13 protein-coding genes are annotated in these 23077 nt (G+C 62.6%); 11 read left to right on the plus strand and 2 right to left on the minus strand.

All coding sequences use genetic code 11. The features are described 5' to 3' along the window. Positions 1 to 17 precede the first annotated feature (17 nt). Positions 18 to 674, minus strand: coding sequence for a sunset domain-containing protein (locus CQ012_RS00435; protein WP_105661116.1), 657 nt, complete (start codon positions 672 to 674; stop codon positions 18 to 20). Between the two features lie 164 nt (positions 675 to 838). Between CQ012_RS00435 and CQ012_RS00440 the strand changes: the two genes are divergently transcribed. Continuing rightward, a complete protein-coding gene (locus CQ012_RS00440; protein ID WP_131087980.1) occupies positions 839 to 1543 on the plus strand; it encodes a class I SAM-dependent methyltransferase in 705 nt (234 codons plus the stop codon). A 56-nt stretch (positions 1544 to 1599) separates the two neighbouring features. Here CQ012_RS00440 and rfbA read toward each other — a convergent pair whose 3' ends face one another. Next, on the minus strand, positions 1600 to 2517 hold the full coding sequence (gene rfbA, locus CQ012_RS00445) for a glucose-1-phosphate thymidylyltransferase RfbA (RefSeq protein WP_105658087.1): 918 nt from the start codon (positions 2515 to 2517) through the stop codon (positions 1600 to 1602). Between the two features lie 105 nt (positions 2518 to 2622). Here rfbA and rfbB point away from each other — a divergent pair, with 105 nt between their 5' ends. The 10 genes from rfbB to CQ012_RS00495 all read left to right on the plus strand — a co-directional run bounded on the left by rfbB (position 2623) and on the right by CQ012_RS00495 (position 23076). Next, positions 2623 to 3639 carry a dTDP-glucose 4,6-dehydratase gene (gene rfbB / locus CQ012_RS00450; protein WP_105661550.1) on the plus strand — a complete coding sequence of 339 codons (1017 nt, stop codon included), beginning with the start codon at positions 2623 to 2625 and terminating at the stop codon, positions 3637 to 3639. Further along, a complete protein-coding gene (rfbD, locus tag CQ012_RS00455) occupies positions 3639 to 5060 on the plus strand; it encodes a dTDP-4-dehydrorhamnose reductase (protein WP_105661118.1) in 1422 nt (473 codons plus the stop codon). The genes rfbB and rfbD overlap by 1 nt, the downstream gene beginning before the upstream one ends. 435 nt (positions 5061 to 5495) lie before the next feature. Further along, entirely contained in the window at positions 5496 to 8024 is a 2529-nt protein-coding gene (locus tag CQ012_RS00460) for a helix-turn-helix transcriptional regulator (protein ID WP_181148978.1), read from the plus strand. Then, positions 8021 to 10708, plus strand: a complete 2688-nt coding sequence (locus CQ012_RS00465; RefSeq protein WP_105661120.1) for a helix-turn-helix transcriptional regulator — start codon at positions 8021 to 8023, stop codon at positions 10706 to 10708. Before CQ012_RS00460 ends, CQ012_RS00465 begins: the two co-directional genes overlap by 4 nt. Positions 10709 to 11276: 568 nt before the next feature. Continuing rightward, complete coding sequence (locus tag CQ012_RS00470; protein ID WP_105661121.1) at positions 11277 to 12806, plus strand: sugar transferase; 1530 nt, start codon at positions 11277 to 11279, stop codon at positions 12804 to 12806. A 627-nt stretch (positions 12807 to 13433) separates the two neighbouring features. Continuing rightward, positions 13434 to 13967: a hypothetical protein gene (locus CQ012_RS00475; RefSeq protein WP_146112301.1), complete on the plus strand. Its 534-nt coding sequence runs from the start codon at positions 13434 to 13436 to the stop codon at positions 13965 to 13967. Continuing rightward, positions 13964 to 15229, plus strand: a complete 1266-nt coding sequence (locus CQ012_RS00480) for a hypothetical protein (RefSeq protein WP_105661122.1) — start codon at positions 13964 to 13966, stop codon at positions 15227 to 15229. Before CQ012_RS00475 ends, CQ012_RS00480 begins: the two co-directional genes overlap by 4 nt. A 33-nt stretch (positions 15230 to 15262) precedes the next feature. Further along, on the plus strand, positions 15263 to 20719 hold the full coding sequence (locus CQ012_RS00485; protein WP_181148979.1) for a PKD domain-containing protein: 5457 nt from the start codon (positions 15263 to 15265) through the stop codon (positions 20717 to 20719). Positions 20720 to 20963: 244 nt separating this feature from the next. Continuing rightward, positions 20964 to 21707: a CDP-alcohol phosphatidyltransferase family protein gene (locus tag CQ012_RS00490; RefSeq protein WP_105661124.1), complete on the plus strand. Its 744-nt coding sequence runs from the start codon at positions 20964 to 20966 to the stop codon at positions 21705 to 21707. A gap of 76 nt (positions 21708 to 21783) precedes the next feature. Further along, a complete protein-coding gene (locus CQ012_RS00495; RefSeq protein WP_146112867.1) occupies positions 21784 to 23076 on the plus strand; it encodes a Wzz/FepE/Etk N-terminal domain-containing protein in 1293 nt (430 codons plus the stop codon). Position 23077: the final 1 nt, after the last annotated feature.

Consider the following 23077-nt stretch of genomic DNA (forward strand, 5'->3'; position numbering starts at 1 on the left):
ATACCAGCCAGGCAGGTTTAGAGCTTCGAAGCCCGGTAGCCGGCCTTGCGCGCATCAGCTGCAGTCTTGAAGCATTCTTCTGGCTTCGTGATGTTGTAGAAGCGCTGTCCCTTGACGTGGTACTTCCACTCCTTCTGGCTGCCGGTGCGGTTGCCCTTCACCGGGTACCCCGCAGGGCAGTTCTTCGCCTTCCCGCTCATCTTCACGGAACGCTTGGCGGCCGCCTTCTTCACCAGCAAGGTCTGCGTCTTCTGAATGGTCGAGGTCTTGCCCTTGAGCTGGTACTTGACCGTGGTGGTGACCTTGTAGGTGCCCGCTGCGAGCTTGACGGACTTCTTCTTGCTGGCGACGGTCTTCTTGCCCTTGACCACCTTCAGCAACGCCGACTTGATCTTCACGTTCTTTGCCTTGGAATAGCTAGGCTTGATGGTTGCCTTGGCTGAACCCTTGACAGTCTTCGTGCCAATTTTCTTGATCGTTACCGCAGGAGCCTTTTTCTTCGCAGCAACGATGCTGGCAGATGAAATGCTGGTGGGCAACGGAGCGGCCGAGGCCGCGGAGACACCGGAGAATACAAGTGCTCCCGAAGCGATGACAGCGAGTGAACGCTGAACTAATTTATTCAATTTCTCCCCATGGAAAGTCGAACGAGCATGGGCACTGATCGGTCCCATGTGCTGATTCTAATCTGGACTGGGAATAGAAACTATGGCTGGACGCGATTGTGATCGATTGCGGCTATTGCAGTCAAAGCGTTACTCGATCAGTCGAGTGTTTTCCCAATGATTAGTTGAAGCCTTTGCTAGGCTCGGGCAAAACCATGCAAAGGAGCGCGCCCGTGCCACAGGAAAGCAACTACGACGATTTCGCCCAGGACTACGCTGACGAGAACGAATTCAGCATGCTGAACGCCTACTATGAGCGGCCGGCCACCTTGGAACTGGCAGGAGAGGTTGCCGGCCGGAACATCCTGGATATCGGCTGCGGCGCCGGCCCGCTGTCGGAACAGCTCATGAGCCGTGGAGCGAGCGTCTCGGGCTTCGACACCAGCCGGGCAATGGTGGACCTGGCACGCCAGCGGCTGGGCGAAGATGCCGACCTGAAAGTGGCGACATTGGGGGAGAAGCTCCCGTATGCCGACAACAGTTTTGACGATGCCATTGCTTCCTTGGTGTTCCACTATTTGCCGGACTGGGACTACGCACTGGAGGAAGTCCGCCGGGTCCTCAAGCCCGGCGGCCGGCTCATCATGTCGGTGAACCATCCGATTCTCTACCCGTTCAACCACCGAGGCAAGGACTACTTCCAGCTCACCCAGTACACCGACGAAGTGACTTTCAAGGGGAAGCCTGCCGAACTGACCTATTGGCATCGGCCTTTGCATGAAACTATGAAGGCACTGATCTCCGCAGGGTTCGCGGTGGAGCGTGTTTGGGAGCCGCCGTATGCCAAGGATGCGCCCGAAGGCGTGATTCCAGAAGCCTTGCGTGAACGCGACGCGTTCTTGAGCTTCCTGTTCTTCTCGCTGCGCTCGACGCGCTAGCCAGCGCACTGCTTCCGGGTGCCAACGGCGTCCGGAAGCCGCGAAGCCCTCGAATATCAGCTGATAGCCGGCATAGCGGCAGGACGCGTTGAATGATGGGGATCGACGAAACTGTTTTCTGCCAGCTGAAGCAAGTAATCGCCATACCCGCTCTTGCCCAACTCCCGGCCCAAAGTGCGCAACTGGTCATCGCAGATGAACCCCTGGCGCCATGCAACTTCCTCGGGAGAACCGATCTTCAAACCCTGCCGCGCTTCGACAGTGCGCACGAAGTTGGAGGCGTCGTTGAGCGAATCGAAGGTTCCGGTATCAAGCCACGCAGTTCCGCGGGCCAGCACCGTGACGTTGAGGTTGCCCTCTTCGAGGTACAAGCGGTTGATGTCGGTGATCTCAAGCTCTCCACGGGCCGAAGGCTGCAATGTCCGGGCTTTGCCAACCACGGAATTGTCGTAGAAGTACAATCCCGGAACAGCGTAGTGGCTTTTCGGGTCCAGCGGCTTCTCTTCCAGCGATACGGCCCTTCCGGAGCTATCGAACTCGACGACGCCGTAGGACCTGGGATCCTTGACCCAGTAGCCGAAGATCGTCGCGCCGGTCTGGTCGGCGTAGCTTCCCAACTGGGTGCCGAACCCCGGTCCATGGAAGATGTTGTCACCCAGCACCAGCGCCACGGATTCCCCTCCGATGTGCTCGGCGCCAAGTATGAACGCTTGGGCCAGGCCTTCAGGCCGGGCTTGCACGGCATAGGACAGATTGATGCCGAACTGCGAGCCATCGCCGAGCAAGGACTTGAACTGCCCCTCATCCTGCGGCGTCGTGATGACCAGGATGTCCCTGATTCCAGCGAGCATCAGCGTGGTCAGCGGATAGTAGATCATCGGCTTGTCGAAGACAGGCACCAATTGCTTTGAGATGCCTCGCGTGATCGGGTGCAAACGAGACCCGGTTCCCCCAGCTAGAATTATTCCCCTCATGGCTATCGAGCCTAATGAAGCGGGCAGCGATCTTGTCAGAGTAGTCATACTCGAGAATTGCTAGGAAGCTGCTTGGCCGCGGTGCCCACTGGCTACATTGGTGAGATGAAAAGAATCCTTGTAACTGGGGGAGCAGGATTCATTGGGGCAAATTTCGTGCACCATATGATTGCGCATTCCGACAGTGAAATCACCGTATTGGATAAGATGACCTACGCCGCCAACCGGCAGTCGCTGGAAGGCTTGGACAGCAAACGCGTCAACCTTGTTGTTGGCGACATCTGCGACTACGTGTTGGTCAACGAACTGGTGCCGCAGCATGATGCTGTGGTCCACTTCGCGGCAGAGACGCACAACGATAATTCCTTGCATGACCCGCGCAGCTTCGTGAATTCCAATGTCTTGGGAACTTTCGAACTCCTGGAAGCCGTGCGCAACCACGGTGTGCGCCTGCACCATATTTCCACCGACGAGGTCTATGGAGACCTGGAACTCGATGATCCGCAGCGCTTCACCGAAACCACGCCCTACAAGCCATCCAGCCCTTATTCGGCTACCAAAGCCTCCAGCGACCTGCTGGTCAAGGCCTGGGTCCGTTCCTTCGGGATCGAGGCGACGCTATCCAACTGCTCGAACAACTACGGGCCGTACCAGCATGTGGAGAAGTTCATCCCGCGGCAGATCACCAACGTCCTGGGGGGATTGCGGCCCAAGCTCTACAGCAATGGAACAAACGTGCGCGATTGGATCCACGCCAGCGACCACTCCTCGGCGGTGCAGCTCATTCTGGAAGCGGGCCAGACCGGGCGCACCTATTTGATTGGTGCGGACGGAGAGAAGAGCAACCGCGAAGTGCTCGCCCTGATTCTGGAGCTGATGGGCAGGAAAGCCGATGACTTCGATGCGGTGGCCGACCGGGCCGGCCATGACCTGCGCTATGCCATCGATTCCACGGTGCTGCGCACCGAGCTTGGCTGGCAGCCGCGGTACACCGACCTGGTGCAGGGCCTGGAGCAGGCCATTGGCTGGTACCGTCAGCACCGCTCCTGGTGGGAGCCGGCCAAGGCACAGACCGAGCAGCGCTATGCGCAGCAGGCCGATGCGTTCAAGGTTGCCAGCTGATGGGCGGCGCGGCACAGCTACGGGTAGAGGACAGCCCGATTCAGGGACTCAAAGTGGTCAGCCTGCCGGTGCACCGCGATGAGCGCGGCTGGTTCAAGGAGAACTGGCAGCGGGAGAAAATGGTGGCTGCGGGTTTGCCGGACTTCCGTCCGGTGCAGAACAATGTCTCCTTCAATGGCCAGCGCGGGACCACTCGCGGATTGCACGCCGAGCCATGGGACAAATACATTTCGGTGCTGTCTGGGGAGATCTTCGGCGCCTGGGTGGACCTGCGTCCCGGGCACGGTTTCGGCAGGCTGTTCACCGCTCAGGTGGGCGAAGGCCAAGCGGTCTTCGTGCCCCGCGGGGTGGCCAACGCCTTCCAGACCTTGGCCTCGAATACCGTGTACTCCTACCTGGTCACCGAGCACTGGACCGAGCCAGCCCGGTTGGAATACAGCTACGTCAATCTGGCCGACCCGGATTTGGACATCCCCTGGCCCATCAGCTTGGATGAGGCCATAGTTTCACAGGCGGACAAGGAGCACCCACCGCTGGCGCAGGCGAAACCAGTGCAGCCCAAGAAAATTGCGGTGCTCGGCGGGAACGGTCAGCTCGGACGTGCCTTCGCCCAGCTGGCGAAGTCAGATGAACGGATCGCTTTGTATACCCGCGCCCAGACCGACTTGCAGTCCCCGGGCTTCGCGGCATCGCTGGACCTTGCAAATTGCAGCCACGTGGTCAACGCGGCGGCGATGACCTCAGTGGACCGGGCGCAAACCCCTGCGGGCAGTGCCGAAGCGTGGCAGGTCAATGCCGTGGCCGTGCGCCAGCTGGCGTCACGATGCGCCGAGCGGGGGGTGCCGCTGGTGCATGTGTCCACCGACTATGTGTTCGATGGCGCGCAACGCGAGGTTGATGAGTTGCATCCGATCGCGCCGCTCGGAGTCTACGGCCAAAGCAAGGCCGCCGGCGAGCAGGCCGTGCTGGCCCACACCAGAAACTATGTGGTGCGCACCAGCTGGGTTATCGGGCAGGGCAACAATTTCGTGTCTACCATGCGCCGGCTCGCCGAGCAGGGAATCGCGCCCAGGGTGGTCGATGACCAAATCGGCCGGTTGACCTTCGCCAGCGAGCTGGCCCGCGGCATCATGCATTTGATTGATGCCGGCAGCGCCCCGGGGACCTATCACCTGCAGGGTGGCGGCGAACCCGCCAGCTGGTACCAGGTTGCCCGCGAGGTCTTCGCCTTGTGCGGCCATGACCCGGATTCCGTGCAGCCGGTTTCCACCCGGGAGTATGCCTTGGGCCGGCCGCAGTTGGCACCCCGGCCGGCGAACAGCACGCTGGACACCGCAAAATTGCAAGCGACCGGCTTCGCGCCGAAGCCGTTAGCCGACTTGCTGGATCAGTTCCTTGGCCAGAATCGCGTAACGCCATAAAAACCGGGTAGGTAAAAATCGGGTGTGGTCCCAGTGAATGGCAGGTGAACGGCCAGAACCCCTCATCTAGGCTCGGCAATCCTTCCCAAGGTGCGAGTTATTCCAAGTCAACTAGAAAAGTCATGGGGACTAACTCGTTGTTCCCGAGTGAAGGCGAAGTGTTGTGCAATCACTGGGAAAAGAAGAAAAAGTGACTGAGCTTCATTTATCCTGCCGAACCCAGTGTTCTCGCTGCCTTTAAGTCCTAGGATGGGGAAACACGAGGAAGAGTCCTGACAGATTCTTTCACGGTTAATTTGGGGGAACGAACCGATTGGGGCGGTTTGAATAATGGAATATTCACGAATTCTCTCGCTGGCGGGCACTCGCAATGCTCGATCGCAGCGGGGAGATAGCAAGACAACTTCGAAACTTTCGCGGATTTCGCAAGGCATTTTGGGCAGGGTCCTGAACGACCCGCATTGCGCCGGAGCTGTGGTCTCCGGACCACCGGGCAGCGGTCGAAGGGCGCAGCTGGAAACCGACTTGGGCCAGATGGCTGAGCCGCCGAAGCTGATCCGGTTGAACGGAAGCAACTTCGGCACGAAAGTGCCTTTCGGTGTGCTTTCATTCCTGCTTGCCCAAGTCGACGTGGCCGGAGCTTCGAGCCGTCATGAGCTGATCCACCAGCTGGGCCGGGTGCTGTGCACCGACCAGCGCTCGTCAATGGTGGTGCTCGGGCGGCCTGAATTGATCGACGAGCAATCCAGCTCCTTGCTCGCCCAGCTGGCCACGATGGGCAAGATCAAGCTTTTCGTGATCTGCGAACACGTGCAGGATCTTCCTGGGGACCTGTTCGCCTTGTACCGTTCGGGCCGGCTGGCGCACCAGCGCGTCGAGCGCATGGGCAGCATGGAAACGCACGCTTTCGTCCAGCAGGAATTGGAAGGGCGGGTCTCCGCCTACGCCTCGGCAACCCTGTGCTACTTGGCCGGGGGCAACCGCTCGCTGATGCTCAAGCTGATGCACAGCTGGCGCGAAGACGGCCAGCTGCTGCAGCGCAACGGTACCTGGGCCTTGCGGATGAACGCGCTCGATTCCGGGCCAGCGATGCAGGCCCTGCACGCTTCGCTGGTCCATGGGCTCGATGACGGTGAACGCGAACTGCTCGGGGCCCTGGCACTGGGCGGGCCGGTGGAACTCAACCGCATCCGGCGTTCGGGCCTGACCTGCGAGCTTGACGGCTTGCTGAACCGTGGCCAGGCCAAGTACCTGCCCGGCGCCGCCTACAAGGTAGGCATATCCAATCCGCTGCTGTCCCTGCTCGTGCGCGCCGAATCCAGCAACCAGGCCCACCCTCACGGTGTGGAACTGCTGGCCAAGCTGCACAAGGACCCATTGGCTGCCCGGATCCTTGCGCAACTGAAATCCCTGAACGACCTTGGCGACTACGAATCGCAGCTCAGGGTGGCAGAAGACTTCCAGCAGCAGGGCTATCACGCCGAATGCTGGCCAACTGACCCGCGCACCCGGGTGGCCATCGTGGAGATGCACGTGCGCGCGCAGGCCATGCTCGGCCAGCTGTCCAACGGACTCGAAGCAATCGACCTGGCCAGGGCGGGACTGGCCCAGGCCGTCAGGGAGTCCGGTCCGCGCGAATCCCTGGATACCGCATTCCAGGAACTGGAACTGCTCAGCACGTTCGCGACCTTATTCAGCACCGAGATGACCAAAGAAACGAGCATCGCTGGCAGCAGCGAGTCACTGCTGTCTTCGTCAGGCTGGATGAGCGAGTCATTGCACCTGCGGTCCCTGTCGTTGCAAGCTGCCAGCTGGGCGGCGCAGTCGCGACAGGCCGATGCCATGAAGCTGGTCAGTTACGTGGACGGGGAACTGCGCAATATCCGCTTCAACGGCCCGACGGTCTCGAATTTCCATTCCGAGGACGCAGCAGACATAGAGTTCCAGCTGCTCCAGGCCGAATTGCTCTCCGGAGTCTGGAACGCGGCATCAGCCCGCGCCCAGCGCCTGGCCGAAGGGCAGTACATCAGTCCCTTGCTCATTTCCTACGGGGACATCATGCGGGGGATCCTGCTGGGACTGGGCAATGACTACGACGCTGCCTTGCGCCTGCTGGAACCGAACCTGCACCAGATGCAAGTGGCCGGAGACCGGGGAACCGAAGCGCTGATTGGGTCGGTCATTGCCTATGCGCTGGCTTGCTCCGGGAGGCGGGTGGAGGCATCCGCACTGGTATGCCCTGAATACGGGACCCCCGGAGCGATGCAGATGCCGCTGAGCTTCTACTCCTGGGCGGCAGAAGTCTTCTCCTGCCTTGCGTTGGCCGAACTCGGCTCGCCGCAGGCTGCAAGGCTGCGGCTGGCAACCTTCGCCCAGCGTGCCCGCGGCGGCCAGCACACCCTGCTCGAAGCGCTGACCTTGGGGTTCGCCGCGCGGCTGGGAGACCAGCTGGTGCTGCCGCAGCTGCGCAGCGCCGCCAGACGCTGCGAGGGCCTTGTCGGACAGAATCTGGAGGCGCTCGCAGACGCGGCGGCGGCCAAGGACTCGCCGCGCTTGGCAGCGGCTCTGGACAGCATGGTCGAGGCCGGGCACTTGCTCATGTCCGTGCCATCGAACAACGAGTTCGTCACATCAATGGAAGCCAGGGATCAGCGCAAGCTTGCCCGGGCAGTCAACGGCCGCAAGCGGGCCTCGGCTCCGCAGATCCAGCAGCACGACGAGCTGCAGTTTGAAGCCATCGAACAGCAGCCGGGCTGGATGCGCGAGTTGACCAAGCGTGAGGCCCAGATCGCCAAGATGGCCATAACTGGCAAAACGAATTCGGAAATTGCAAAATTCAATGGCGTCTCGATTCGCACCGTGGAGGGGCATCTGTACCAGGTATATTCCAAGCTCCAGGTCCGAAATCGCCAGGAGCTCACTGCGCTTGACCGCACCAGCCGCCGTACCGCAGGGCTGCGATGAAACAGCATCAACTGATTACCAAGACCAGGCCAACTGAATACAACCGGCTGCTGCAGATCCTGCAAAGGCCAGGTCCCGCCGGCGTCTTGCTGCTGGGCGAGCAGGGCGTGGGCAAGACAAGCCTCGTGGAGGCAGTGCTTGCCTCCTCGGGCGCGGGCGAGCCGGTCATGACGCTGTATGGCACGCCGTCCTTGAGCACTGTTGCCCATGGTGCCTTGTCGCCATATCTTGGGGCCCTGGAGAGCATCGACGAGCCGGTGAGCGTGCTGCGCGAACTGAATCGGAGCCTGCTTTCCAGCCGCGGGCAGCTTGAACCGCATATCGTTGTCGTCGAAGATGCGCAGTTCCTGGACCCGCAGTCCTGCTTTATCCTCTCTCTGCTGGTGGAAAACGCCGAGGTGAAGGTGCTGGCTCTGGGCAGCGGGTCGTTGGAAGCGGATAGCCCGCTGGGCGCGCTGGCCGAGCTGGGATCCTTCACCACCATGGCCCTGCAGCGCCTGGACCGCAAAGGAGTGCGCGCGGTGGCCGAAGGCGTGATCGGACGCAAGCTCGCCGAGGGCACGGTGAGCCTGATCGACGTGGTCACCGGCGGTAACCCCAGCTTCGTTGAAGCCTATGCTGCATCCTGCCTGGAACAAGGCACGCTTTTCCACGATGACAGGTTGCTGCAGAGCCACGGGCTCCACGAGCCGGTATGGATCGTGGCCCGCGCACTTCCGGAAATCGATACGCCAATGTTGACGCTGGGCCGGGAAATCACCCGGACCCTGTCCGTTCAGGAGCAGCAGTCGCTGTTGCTGTTGGCTTTGGCTGGCCCGCAGCCCCCAGAAGTGCTGGAGCAGTGCGGATTGCCTTACCAACGGCTGCTGAAAATCGGTGAGCTGATGCAGCAAGGCCCGGCAATGGTCTTGAAATCCAAGCTGATGCAGCGGATCGTCCGCGCCTTGGCCACCGAACATGACATCGCACAGCTGCATGACCTGTGGGTTACCGCGGCGGTCTCGCTGGGAAAAGAGCCAAACGCCCGCGAGGTGCTGTGGTCCTTGGAAACCGGTAAGCAGGTGCCCATGAAGTTGGTCCTGGATCTGGCCGAGCAGGCCGCTCGGGAACTGAATTTCGGGTTGGCCCTGCGTCTATGCGTCCTGGGTAAGCTCGCCCGGCATCATGGGCAAGGAGCGCTGCTCGAAGCGCGGATGCTGCTGAGCATGGGGCGGCACCATGCCGCGCGCGCGCTGTTGCTGCGCCTGATCGATCAGCTGACCGATCTGGCGCTGCTGGGGCAGGCCTACGCCTACCTGCTGGAGGTCACCACGAATATCGGAACCGATGGCGTCGAATTGGGGCGGATCCTGGACGATTGGAAGCATCGGGCCCTGGGGCACGCGGACGCAGAAGAGGTAGCCAGCTTCTTGGCCCTGCATAGCGCAGGGGCCAGGGTCCTGGATTTCTGGCTCAGGGTCAATACCGCCCGCGGTCCACTGCCGAGCGTTTCCGAGCTGCAAGAATTCCTGGAGGACCGGCTGCTGCCCGCGCAGGTGCGCTTCATCGGCATGATGGTGCTCAGCGACCTGCACACGTCCGCCGGCCGGTGCCAGCAGGCCTTGGATCTGATGGAACCGGCTTTGCAAGACCTCAAGGAGTACCCGGCCCCGCAGTCCATGTACGAGGTCCGGGTGTTCTTCCGCATTGGCTGGAACCTGCTGTTCTTGGGACAATACGAGCGCGCCGCGGCATTCATCGACTCCTACCGCCATGCCCGGCTCCGTTCCATCCAGTACTACCAGGGGGCAATCTCGCTGCTCGACGGCGTCAGCCACCTGCTGCAAGGCAGAGTACAGCTCGCCATGGCCAAAATGGCCGAGGCCGTGACGGAACTGCAGATTGCGGACACCACTCAACTGCTGGCCTTGGCCAGTAATCTGTACCGGCTGTTGCTGGCCCGGTTGGGCTTTCCGGTGCCTGAAGCCCTGGTCACCGGGCCCGAGTCCTTCAGTTCCAGCGGTACGATTTCGCTGAACGGACAACTGGGCGAGGAGTCGTCGAAGCAGCGCATCTTCGCACGGGCCTTCGCAGCGGGACTGGGCCATCCGTATCCGGGTGAGTCGCTGGAGTGCTTCCCGCTGGTGGAACGCGAATTCCTTTTCAGCATGACCCGGCAGCTGGGGGACCAGGAGCTGGCCGAATCCCAGATGGGTGAAAGACTGCGTGCCTTGGCTGCGGGGCAGCAGGGATCGCGAGCGGCGTTTTTGGCGCGCCTGATGGACTTGCGAGGCTCAGAGCTTGGCGAGCCGCTGGAGCAGCTGGCCCAGGACGCCCTGGCCAAGAAAGAATACCTGGTGGTGATCGAGGCCTGGGCCCGGGCGGCCGAACGCTACGCCCAGTCCGGGGACCAGCGGCGCTGCGGCGCCTTGCTGCGCCGGGCCGCCCAACTGATCGACCAACAGGGGATGGACCCGGGAAAGTACATCGCCCGTGTCCTGGCGCTGACCGAATTGACCGCCCGGGAAGCGGAAATCGTCGGTTTGGCCCGGCAGGGATTGAATAACGCGCAGATTGCCCGGACCTTGACGGTCTCGCAGCGCACGGTGGAGGGGCATCTCTACCGGGTATTTTCGAAGTTGGGGATTACCGAGCGCGCGGAATTGGATCACGCAGGGCTTGAAGCGGGTACAACCGGCAGGTAGCACGTGCCGGTTTGCGCAAACTTGGAGTAGGTACCACCCGTGCCCGGCCCAGCACAGGTGGGTAATGTGATTTGCGGGAGCTGGAGACTTACGCAGGCGTTCTTTTGCGAACGAGTGCCTATCCGTAGGGTGCGCGGTCGGTGCCGTGGCGGCGAAGCTCTTCCCTGAAACGGGGCCGGCGGCCAGCGAATCCGCGAGGATTACCCCCAGCGCTACCGCCGGTCCCTTCCCGAAAAGGCCCTGTATCGGCAACCCCTCTGCGCCGGTGCAGGGTTTTTCCATGCCCGGAAACTTCCTTCCAAGTAGCGAGCGAGTATGAACCAAGTGCCGTGTGAGTATTTGAAGGATATGCAGGCCATCTTTTGAGTGTTCTTCCACTCGTGCATCGGATGCATTCGCATCATAGGCTCAAGGTCGAGAACGGCAGCCGGGCTGGTGGGACAGCGCGATTGCCATGTGTATTGGGGAACTCGCTTATTTCTTGGGGGAATACAGATGATTGACGTTGTGTTGCCGGTCTGCGACCACCCTTGCTGCGTCGAATCGCTAGCCAGGGTGGGAACAAGACATGTCGCAAATTAGCAGCAGGCTGCGCGAAGATCGCGTATCTTCTCTCGGCACCTGGACGTTCGCACCTCCAAGGACAAATCAGGAAACCGGTACCGCCAGTGCCCGGGGCCGCGCTTATCTGCGTCGGCTTTACGGCACTGATCTGCTGGTCATTTCCTTGGTGAGCTCCTTGCCGGCAATCACGCAATTCCAGAGCTCGCAGATGCCGCAGTTCATTGCGGGTAGCACGCATTACTACGTGCTGGCCGGGTTGCTGCTCACCTTCGCCTGGATGGCCAGCTTGCTATCCTTCAAGGCCCACCGGCTGGGAAGTGTTGCCGTGGGGATGCAGGAATACAAGATCATGGTCTATTCGGGGCTGGCACTGTCGGGCTTCATGGGGGTACTTATCGTGCTCACCGGCCAGGACAGCCTGAAAATTTTCCTGGTCCTCTCTTTGCCGCTGGGACTGCCCGCACTGCTGCTGAGCAGGTGGACCTGTCGCCAGTGGCTGAGCTGGCGCAGCCGAAGCGGCTACGCCTTGAGCAATGTGCTGATCTACGGCCAGCCCACCGACGTCCCGTACGCCGTCCGCCAGATTTCCAAGAAATCCGGGCCCGCCTACCGGGTCGTTGGCGCGCTGATGGACGGCGCGGCGGATCCGGAAGCCGAACGCGATATCCGCAAAACCGATCCGACCCTTCCTCTGGCCTACGACACCGGCGCCATCGAGCAGGAAATCCAGCGGTTGCATGCTGATTCGGTGATCGTGGCCGGACCATTACCCGGTGGCAATGAAGCCTTGCAGCAACTGGGCTGGCGGCTTGAGGGCACCGGGACCAGGCTCATCGTGGCCTCCTCGATCATCGGGGTTGCCAGCCGCCGCGTGCGGACCAGCCCCGTGGATGGGATGCCGCTGCTGCATGTGGAACTGGCAAAGTTCACCGGAGCGCGATACCTCTGCAAGCGCGGCTTCGACATCGTCTTCTCGCTGCTCGCCTTGCTGGCCTTGTCACCGGTTTTCCTGGTGATCGCCTTGCTGATCCGGCGCGAGGGCCCGGGGAAGATCTTCTTCCTCCAAGAACGGGCCGGACAGGACGGCCGCCCCTTCAAGATGATCAAATTCCGCACCATGGTCCACGATGCCGAAGCGCAATTGGCCGCCCTGCAAAAGCTGAATGAAGGGGCAGGGCCGCTGTTCAAATTGAAAGACGACCCGAGGGTCACCCGGTGCGGCAACTGGCTGCGCAAGCATTCATTGGATGAGCTGCCGCAGTTCCTCAACGTCCTGCGCGGGGACATGTCGGTGGTCGGACCCCGTCCGGCGCTGTTCGCCGAAGTGGAAACCTATGAGGGCCAGGCCCGCCGCAGGTTGCTGCTGAAGCCGGGGGTGACCGGACTTTGGCAGGTCTCCGGACGGTCAAACCTGGAGTGGAAGGAAAGCGTGCGGCTGGATCTGTACTACGCAGAGAACTGGACCGTGCTCAGCGATTTGCGGTTGATCTGGCGTACCTTCCAGGTCATGATCAAGCCCGACGGTGCCTACTAGGAGCCAGGATGAGAACTTGCAGCTTGCCCGCGGGCACGCCGTGGCAGGGCCACTGGGACAAGCAGATATCGGGCCGGATCAATTTGCAGCCAGGATCCGCAAGCATGCGCTACCTCTCATCGGGTGCCAAGCGCAACCAATGTTCGAAAACAAAGCAGTACGGATTCTGTGGGGGATCAGAAAATGCGTTCGTTGCGAGCACATGAGCCTGGAAGCACTCGGGCTATCAACAAGAATTGCTCTGGCGGGACACCGCCGGATGCGCATCAACCAGTCCATCCGATTTCCTGCGCGGGAGAATTCCCGCTTGCGAGTTCCGGGTGGGCTCATGAGGCGGAGTCGGCGGCATGTCAGTCGCGCGAAAACACGACTTGCCCCCCAGCTGCCGCCGACTCCTTTGCCACGAAACCCGCCGGACGGATAAGAATTCTGTCAACGCTGGCGATGCTCTGCTCGTCGATCTTCTTGCTTGCAGCGTGCACTTCAGCTGCGCCCCAGGCGAGCGAGCTGGACAATGCGGCGCCGCAAGAACAAGCACCATCACCGTACGCACCGCCAACTGGGAAGCCCCAGGCCAATCCGACGAAGGCACCGGAAGACAGTGCGCCGCAGCTGGAAGCTACCAAAGTGCCCAGCGACGAGCCAACACCCGAAGTAGAGAAGCCAGCGGACTACAGCGGGATAGCCTTCGAAGCCGGCGATGGAAAGCTGCCGGTGGTGAAGCGCTCCGGTGAAGCAGTCAGGGCCGCAGACCGCATGCCGGCGAATATGAAGGATGCGACACAAGCCAGCTATCGGGACGGCGTCAACGTCACGGTTGCCGCGATCGGCAATGGCATCGTGAAAAGCGAGGGACCAGGCTATTTCACCGGAGCGAAATACCGGGTGTACGAGGTCCGGATTAGCAATGGATCCGGTGAGGAACTGGACATCTCCAGTGTGATCATTAACCTCGTGCCGGGCAAGGGCCAGCAGGCAGCACTGCCGCTATACGGCGAGGTCGAGGCCTATGACTTCTCTGGCACGATCGAGGCAGGAAAGCAGGCCAGCGCCCACTACGCCTTCATCGTCCAAGATGCCGGCGCCGTGGCAAAGGTGCAGGTGGATCTGGACAACCAGCACGCTCCAGGGTTGTTCACGTTGAAGGCAGAGAAGAAATGACTCTAGCCAGAACCCTGCTGAACAAGGTTGCCGGTGTAGCTTCATCTTCCACGGCACAGGCAATCCAGTCCCTGACGAGCCTGATTGTGCTGATGCTGGCCGCCAAGCTTCTCGGGCTGGAGGCGCTGGGCCTCATTTCGACGCTTTACGGAGCGCTGATCCTTGCAGCCGCCGTCATCTCCGGCTTTGTCGGCGACTCGCTGACGGTACTGGACCGGCATGATCCGCATGTGCGGGCCGGACTGCGCTTCTGGCTCGCGTTGCTGGCCCTGTCCCTGGGGGCCATCGGAGCGTTGCTTTGCTGGGCGGGTACCGAGCTGGGCTTGCTCGGAGCTGTGCTCTACGGCCTGGCAGTGGTTGCCTACGTCGCTGAAGAGCTGGTTCGGCGCAGTTACATGGTGATCCTCAGCTTCGGAAAGCTGATCGCGGTGGACCTGGTGGTATTGGGAACCACCAGCATGGTGCTGCTGGGATTCGGCGTCTTCTCCACCTTGACGCTGGAAGCGTTCTTCTTGGCGGTCCTGGCCGGGCAATGCGCCGGAACCGCCTTCGGTTGGCTGCGCCTGCCAAACAGCGAAAAAACGCCGGCCCGCCGTCCGGCGCAAATCCGGGCTGTGGCCAGATTCGGAATCTGGCGCTCTGCCCTGCAAGGACTGCGCCCGGCCCAGCTGACCGTGATGCGCGTGCTCGTCACCGCCCTGATCGGCCTGGCCGCAGCCGGCGCGCTGGAGGCGGCTAGGCTTTATGCTGCTCCTGCGATGCTGCTGGTCACCGGCACCTGTGCCTACCTGTTTGCGTCACTGGCCCGCGACCGAGATGCCGGTCCTTGGCGCCAGCTGAAGAACACTGATTCGGTGGTGCTCAAGCTTTTGCTGGCCACCGCAGGCTGCGCGGCCATTGGGCTGGTGCTGCTGCCTTGGGGCGGACCTCTGCTGACGGGCATCCGCCCGTCAGGTCTTGCTGTTACCGGGTGGCTGGCGTATGCCAGCGCGGTGGCGGCATCCACGCCGTATGGCCTGCTGGCTGCGGTACACGAGAATGCACGGCCGGTATTTGCTATCAGGTTCATGGACAGCATCCTGTCCGTGGTGCTGATTGCCTCGGTCCTGGTATTCACTTCGGACTACCGGCTGGTTCCGTGGGCCGCCGCCGCTGGTGCCTTGGCCGGCGGCTTGGCCATGCGGCGGTGGCTGCAGAAATCGGTTGCCGTGCACTTGCCCCGGCAGGGGCAACCAGCGGGCCGATTCGCCCAGCAGCGCTGACTTGGCAAAGCCCCGGTATCAACAATGAACGGAATGGACATGGAAGAGCAGCAGATAACGGCAGGCCGGCGCACACCCGTGCGGCGATTCACACGGGTGCTGGCTTCGGTCGCCGCGGCTGTGCTGGTCATTGCCGGCCTGAGCGCAATTCCGGCGACAGCCGCTGGCGAAGAGGAAATCGAGCTGCCCGAGACGGTCAGCGCAAATCATCTTCCTACCCCGCAGCTGAACGGGGTGGCTTGGGACCTGCGTGTGCGCGGGAATGTGGCTTATGTGGTCGGTTCGTTCACCCGGGTACGGCCAAGCGGTGCGAATCCTGGCGGCGCCGGGGAAGTGGTTCGCAATAACGCCATGGCCTTCAACATCACCAACGGGCAGATCCTGCCCTGGAACCCGAACTTCAACGCTCCAGTCATGGATATCGAGTTCTCTCCGGATGGAAGCCGTTTCTACGCAGGTGGACAGTTCACCGCCGTCAGTGGCCAAGCCCGCAGCAAGATCGCTGAATTCACCACTTCCAACGGGGCGCTGACTTCCTTCTCCGCCAGCGTGGGCGGGTCCGTGGAAACCCTTGCAGTGACCAGCGACGCTGTCTACCTGGGCGGCTCCTTCAACTCCGTGGCCAACCAAACCCGGCGCAATGTCGCCAAGCTGAACCGCGCCAACGCGGAACTTCAGGCGTGGGCACCGGCCACCGATGATATCGTCCACGGCATCATCGCCACCGACCAGAGCGACCGCGTGGTCATTGGCGGACGCTTCCAGACGATCAACAACGAGCCCAAGGTCGGCATCGGCGCCGTGAATGAGACCACCGGCCAGCAGGCGGCATGGAGCTCCACTCCGGTCCCGGCGCGGATCGATGACAATGCCCGTGCATGGGTCGTGGACCTGAAACTGGAAAACGGCGTCATCTACGCGGCGAACAACGGCATGGGCTGGCACTGGTTCGACGGCCGATTTGCCGCCGATTACGCCACCGGAGACCTGATCTGGCTCGATAATTGCTATGGATCGACCTCATCGATCAGCATCATGGGCGACGTGGTCTACTCGACCCCGCACGCCCACGACTGCTCGTCGGTCAACGGGTTCCCCGAGGAGAATCCGATGATCTGGAAGCGCGCGCTGGCGGAGACTGCCTTCGCCACCGGTACGGATGCCACTGCGCCGTCGAATAATTCGCTGGTGCGCAACCAGCCAATCCCGACCTTGCTGCACTGGTATCCCTCGATCAATACCGGTACCTACACCGGGCAGTACCAAGGTGGCTGGGCCATGGACAATAACGGGGACTACCTGGTTCTCGGCGGCGAGTTCACCAGGTTGAACAACACCAACCAGCAGGGCTTGGCTGTCTTCCCCAAGCGGTCGCTGTCGTCGAATTCGATACGGCCCGAGTACACCGCGGAGCTGAAGCCGTCGGCGATCTCCCAACACAGCGGTTCCGTGCGCGTGGCCTGGCCGACCACCTGGGATATCGATGACGAAACGCTCACCTACGAGCTGCTGCGCGATAATTCGCTCACCGCCATCGACAGCCAGGACGTGTCCTCCATCTGGTGGAAAAAGCAGTCGCTGGGCTTCCGCGATGACAGCGTGGCTCCGGGCAGCACCCACACCTACCGGGTACGCGTCTCGGACCCGTGGGGCAATAATTACATCGGTCCGCGCTCGGATCCGGTGACCGTCAGCAACAGCGCCGAGAGTCCGTATACGCAGGTCCTGCGAGAGACCGGCGCGGATATCTACTATCCACTGAACGAATCCGATGGCAGCGTAGTCTTTGACAACATCGGCTTCGTCGATGCCGACGCCAGCGCGGCCCTGCAGCGCGGCCTGCCCGGTGCGATCAGCGACGATGACGCCAGCGGGTTCAGCGGGCAGTCGCTGGCGAGCCGAAATGCCGCGACCGCGCCGGACACCTTCACCACCCAGCTGTGGTTCAAGACCGAGAGCGACCAGGGCGGCAAGCTGATTGGCTATGGCAGCTCGGCCACCGGCGACTCCGGTAGCTACGACCGCCATGCCTGGATGGACAATTCCGGACGCCTGCACTTTGGCACATGGCTGGGGTGGGCGGCAACGGTCAGTTCCTCGGCGAGCTACAACGACGGGCAGTGGCACCAGCTCACCGCAACCCTGGGCCAAGCCGGAATGCACCTGTATGTTGACGGGCTGAAGGTCGCCGAACGCACCGATGCCAGCAGCGGCCAGGCATACTCCGGCATGTGGCGCATCGGCGGGGACAACCTCAACGGCTGGCCGAACCAGCCGTCGAGCAAGGCCTTCAACGGCGAGCTGGACGAGGTGGCGATCTTCAACGAGCAAATTGACGCAGCCACCGTGCTGCAGCTCTTCCAGTCCACCGGGCGCACTGCGGACATTCCCGAGCCTCCAGCCGATGCCTACGGCATCGCGGTCTACGGCGATGAACCGCAGATGTACTGGCGCCTGGATGAAACCGGGGGCAACGTGGCCACGGACAGCACCATCGCCCGCAACGACGGAACCATCAACGGCCCGGTCCGCTACGCAGAAGATTCCGCTATCGGCCACGGCACATCGCTGGGCTTCGGGGAGTCCGATGCCGCGGTGGTCTCGAACCGGGCGGTGCAGAACCCGACAGTGTTCTCCACCGAGGCCTGGTTCCGGACAACCACGGGCAATGGAGGCAAGATCATCGGTTTCGGCAATGCGGCCAGCGGCCTGTCCTCCAGCTACGACCGGCATGTCTACATGCGCAATGACGGCACCTTGGTCTTCGGCGTCTACACCGGAGCTGAAAATCTGGTCACCACCGGCCGGGCCTACAACGACGGGGACTGGCATCATCTGGTTGCCACGTTGTCCGGCGAGGGCATGAAGCTGTACGTCGATGGCGCGCTCACCGGCACCAACCCGCAAACCGCGGCCGAGCCGTTCAACGGCTACTGGCGCATTGGCGGGGACCGGGTATGGTCCGGAGCCAGCTCCGCATGGTTCGATGGCGAAATCGATGAGGCCGCCGTCTACGCCAGGGCACTGAGCCAAGCCGAGGTCAATGAGCACTACGGGATTGCCGGCGAGCCGAACCAGGATCCGCTGGCCGACTTCACCAGCACCAGCCAAGGTCTGGCGGTGGCCTTCGACGCCAGCGGATCAACCGATGCCGACGGCACCATCGCCAGCTACGCCTGGGACTTCGGCGACGGGCAAAGCACCACCGTGCAGACCGAAGGAGTGCTTCATGAATACGCCCAGGCCGGCACCTACACGGTGGTGCTGACCATTACCGATGACCGCGGTGGCACTGCCACGAAGACGCAGCAGGTCGAGGCCAAGGCGGTCAACCAGCCGCCGGTGGCCGCGATAGCCAGCGAACAGACCGGTTTGAAGGTTAGCCTGAGCGGTTCCGGATCCGAGGATCCGGAACAGGGAGAGCTGTCCTACGAGTGGGACTTCGGCGATGGCAGCCAGAAGGCCTCCGGCCAGGACGTGGAGCATGCCTATGGCGCAGGCGGAGAGTACACGGTGACCCTGACGGTGACAGACAGCGCTGGGGCCACCGCCCAGGCGCAGAGCATCCTGACGGTGGAAAACTCCGCTCCGCTCGCGGCCATGGAAGTGGTTGTTGACGGCCTGGGCATCCAAGTCAACGGTGCTGGCTCCGCAGACCCCGAGGGCGGGGAACTGGACTACGCCTGGGACTTCGGCGACGGGACCGAGGCCACCGGGGCCGAAGCCGCCCACGAATACGCGGAACCGGGAACCTACGAGGTCACCCTCGTGGTCGCCGATGAGCACGGGGCCACCGGCACGGTGGCGAATTCGGTGCAAGTGAAGGTGCCGAACACGGCACCGGAAGCTGCCTTCGAATCCACCGTCGACGGACTGGCCGCCGTCTTCACCGCCGCTCCATCGCAGGATGCCGATGGGCAGATCGTGTCCTGGGAATGGGACTTCGGCGACGGGACCACCGGGACCGGGGCCGAAGCCATGCACCAGTACTCGAGCAGCGGCACCAAGACCGTGACCCTGACCGTCACCGACAACGAGGGCGCCACCGGCACCGCTTCCAGCGAAGTCACCGTGCAGGACCCGGCCGAGCTGGATCCGACCGCGGCCTTCACCTGGGAAGCCGACGAGCTCGCGATCACCGTGGACGCCTCCGATTCGCTGCCTCCGGCAGCCGGCGGGGAGATCACCGGATACCTGTGGGAGTTCGGCGATGGAACCCAGGCCAGCGGAGTGGCGGCCAGCCACAGCTACGAGTCGGCCGGCACCTACTCGGTGACGCTGACCGTCCAGGCAGGGGAGCGGGAAAGCACCATCAGCCAGGTGGCCACGGTTGCCGCCGCCCAAGGTCCGCAGGCGCAGTTCAGCACCACGGTACGCGGACTCGCACTGGGCGTCGATGCCTCGGGCAGCACGGCCGGGGATTCGCCGATTGCCGGATACCAGTGGGACTTCGGCGATGGGCAGAACGCTCTGGGAGAAACCGCGCAGCATCGCTACGCCGAGGACGGCCGGTACACGGTCACCCTGACGGTCAGCGATGGGAACGGGCTGGAATCACGCACTGAAACCGAAGTGGATGTCCAGAATTCGGCACCGGTGGCGGCCTTCGCCCTGGAAGTGAACGGACTTGAAGTCCAGGTCGATGGCGCCGCCTCCAGCGATGCTGATGGTCAGATTGCCACTTACGCATGGGATTTCGGAGACGGGAACACCGCCAGCGGCCAGAATGCCTCCCATGAGTACGCCGAGCCAGGCGGCTATCCGATCAAGCTGGTGGTCACCGACGAGGACGGCGCAAGTGCCGAGCTGGTCCAGCAAGTGCAGGTCGCGGTCGTCGCCGAACCGGCCCTGCTGGTTTCAGATGCATTTGGACGCACCGTTTCCGATGGCTGGGGTGACGCCGATACCGGGGGAACCTGGACGCGGCAAGGCTCATCGTCCAACTTCAGCGTGGCCGGAGGCACCGGAACGATCCGCATGTCCTCCGCCGGCAGTGGACCGCTGTCGTGGCTGCCAGCCACGGTACGGGAAGGCGACATGCGCATCAAGCTCAGCCGCGACAAGGCTGCCACCGGCGGAGGCATCTACCAGACGGTGACCATCCGGGATATTCCTGGCGTCGGGGCGTACCGCGCCAAGGTCAGGTTCCTGTCCAACGGCTCGGTGGCGGTGACCCTGGAGAAGGTTGTCTCCGGCAGCGTCAGTGCGTTGAGCGCCGAGACCGTCATCGGCCAGGTAGACGGTTCGCCGGGCAAGGCCGTGTGGCTGCGTTTGCAGGCTCAGGGCAGCAGCTCCACCAGCTTGCGGGCCAAGGCCTACAACCAAGGCCAGGATGAGCCGGTGAACTGGCAGCTCAACGCCACCGACTCCACCGCCGCACTGCAGGCCGAAGGCCGTTTGGGGTTGTCGGTCTACCTCTCCGGCTCGGCGGGTAACGCGCCGGTCAACGGCGGGTTCGATGATCTGGAGGTGCGGGAAATCGCCGAATGAGCCCGGCCGTTCGCGGTTCGTTGCGCCAATGCGGTGCGAATCGCGAGCGCTGGCTCAGCGGCTTCGCCTAGGAATGGGAATTCGATGGATAGAACAAGGGAAATGAACTAGATTGTACTCAGCTTGGGTTGTCCCCTGGGGATGCGCTGCACAAATGCGGCGCTTGGGGACAGGGCTGAATATCGGGGGCGCTTGCGGCCGATCGCGGCCGCAAGCACATAAGAGTTCACTGGGGAGGACTCACATGCTGCAAGAACAACAAGGATACCGTTGGGCAGTCGCGGAACTGCGCCAGCGGCAGAAAACCAATAAGGGAGCGCCAGCCTACTCGCGCTTCGTCAACAGGCCACTGGGCCGCCGGCTGGCGGCACTGGCCTATCTGCTTCGGCTAACGCCCAATGGCGTCACCGGCATCAGCGCTATATGCACGGCTGGCGGACTGGCGGTGATCGCGCTGCTGGAACCGTCCTTCGGCTCTTCGCTGCTGATCACGGCTTTGCTGGTGCTCGGCTACGCGCTGGATTCTGCTGATGGGCAGCTAGCCCGTCTCCAAGGCTCCGGATCCGCTGCCGGCGAATGGCTGGACCATATTGTCGACGCGATCAAGACCGCCGCCCTGCACGCGATGGTGCTGATCTCGTGGTACCGGTTCTACCCGGTAGAAGGCGCATGGTACCTGGTGCCCATTGCCTACCAGGTCGTGGCCTGCAGCCTGTTCTTCTCCATGATCCTTACCGATCAGCTGCGCCGGCTGAACTCCGGGAGAACGGGGCACTACCTGCAGGGCCAGGGCAAGAGCTCGGCCCTGTATTCATTGGCCGTCGTGCCTACCGACTTCGGCCTGATCTGCCTGGCCTTCCTGACGCTGTGGCTGCCATCGGTGTTCATTCCGGTGTATGTCCTGCTGCTGCTGGCCAACGCAGGCTTCCTGGCGCTGGCCCTGGGCAAGTGGTACCGGGAGGTGAAGGGCCTTGGCCAAAGCGCTTGATTACCAAGAACATCGCACCTGGCCAGCTGCACCGGAATTGGGCTGGGGACAGCATGCGCATCGGGAGGCGGCAGGCATGGATCTGAGTGATTTCCTCTTCGTGCTGCGAACCCGCATGTGGTGGATCGCGGCCAGCACCCTTGCCGGGATACTCGCCTCCATCGCCATCACCCTGGGGATGACCCCGGTCTACACCGCGAAGTCGACCTTGTTCGTCAGCGTCAATTCCAGCCAGGACACGGCCTATGCCCGTGGCCAGTTCGCGCTGCAGCGAGTGGGGTCCTACCCGCAGCTGGTCAATGATCCGCAGCTGATCAACCAGGTGATCCGCGAGCTTGATCTGGATCGCAGTTTCCAGGACGTCAAATCCAATGTGAGCGCCACCAATCCGGTCGATACCGTGCTGCTGGCCGTGACGGCGAAGGCCCCGGAGGCCCAGCAGGCCGCGGACATCGCCAATACGGCTGCCGGGTTGCTGGCGGAGTCCATCCAGAAACTGGAGAACACCGATCCCAAGAAGCTCGAAGTCAAAGCGGAGCTGTCCGTGCCGGCCGCGGCACCGCAGTACGCCACCGCGCCTCGCAAATCCGTGAATCTGGCCCTGGGCCTGGTTTCGGGAGCCAGCTTGGGATTGCTGCTGGCCCTGGCGCTGCACAAGTTGGATCCGAGGATCCTGCGCGGCCGCGACGCCGAACGGCAATTGCGCATGCGCGTGCTGGGCACCGTGGCAGCCTGGTCCAAGGACGGAGCCCGTGCCAACCCGACTGGCATCCAGGTCGGTTACCGCCAGCTGGTATCGAACCTGCTGATGGCCAATGACGGGCGCCTGCCGCAACGCATCCTGGTGCTCAGTACCCGTGCCGATGCGGTTCTCGATGGGCAGCAGCTCGCCCAGACCCTGGCGGCCATGGGCAAGCGCTCGGTGATCGTGCAGGCCGACCGTCAACTGGAGCCGCTGCGCCGCGACGAGGCAAGTGGAACGGGCCTGGCCCAAGTGCTCGCTGGCACCAGCGAGCTGCATGATGCGCTCACTCATATCGAATCGGTGCCGATGGGCTACCTCCCTGCCGGACCGCAACCTGAAACGCTGCGCCGTTTCGATGTGTTCGCCGGATTGGACAGCTTGATCGCTTCCCTCGAAGAGGATTTCGATGTAGTGATCTTCGTAGCCAGCATGGAGGGCCAGCCGGTGGACGCCACCGCAGTGGCCCTGCACAGCGATTGCGTGATCCTCACCGGACGTGAACGGCGAACCACCTACCGACAGGTTGCCGATGCCCTGCAGGAGCTGAACGCTGTGCGAGTCGGAGCGACCGGGCTGGTGCTGGTGCGCAAGCCTTCGCGCTTCCGGCACCGGCGGGGTACCTGAT

The sequence above is a fragment of the Arthrobacter sp. MYb214 genome (genome assembly GCF_002979865.1).
Lineage (GTDB): Bacteria > Actinomycetota > Actinomycetes > Actinomycetales > Micrococcaceae > Glutamicibacter.

Excerpts from the sequence above, each read along its gene's own strand:
- rfbD (WP_105661118.1), top strand. The coding sequence starts at position 3,639 with ATGGGCGGCGCGGCACAGCTACGGGTAGAGGACAGCCCGATTCAGGGA.
- CQ012_RS00480 (WP_105661122.1), top strand. The coding sequence starts at position 13,964 with ATGACTCTAGCCAGAACCCTGCTGAACAAGGTTGCCGGTGTAGCTTCA.
- CQ012_RS00465 (WP_105661120.1), top strand. The coding sequence starts at position 8,021 with ATGAAACAGCATCAACTGATTACCAAGACCAGGCCAACTGAATACAAC.
- CQ012_RS00470 (WP_105661121.1), top strand. The coding sequence starts at position 11,277 with ATGTCGCAAATTAGCAGCAGGCTGCGCGAAGATCGCGTATCTTCTCTC.
- rfbA (WP_105658087.1), bottom strand. The coding sequence starts at position 2,517 with ATGAGGGGAATAATTCTAGCTGGGGGAACCGGGTCTCGTTTGCACCCG.
- CQ012_RS00435 (WP_105661116.1), bottom strand. The coding sequence starts at position 674 with ATGGGACCGATCAGTGCCCATGCTCGTTCGACTTTCCATGGGGAGAAA.
- CQ012_RS00485 (WP_181148979.1), top strand. The coding sequence starts at position 15,263 with ATGGACATGGAAGAGCAGCAGATAACGGCAGGCCGGCGCACACCCGTG.
- CQ012_RS00490 (WP_105661124.1), top strand. The coding sequence starts at position 20,964 with ATGCTGCAAGAACAACAAGGATACCGTTGGGCAGTCGCGGAACTGCGC.
- rfbB (WP_105661550.1), top strand. The coding sequence starts at position 2,623 with ATGAAAAGAATCCTTGTAACTGGGGGAGCAGGATTCATTGGGGCAAAT.
- CQ012_RS00495 (WP_146112867.1), top strand. The coding sequence starts at position 21,784 with ATGGATCTGAGTGATTTCCTCTTCGTGCTGCGAACCCGCATGTGGTGG.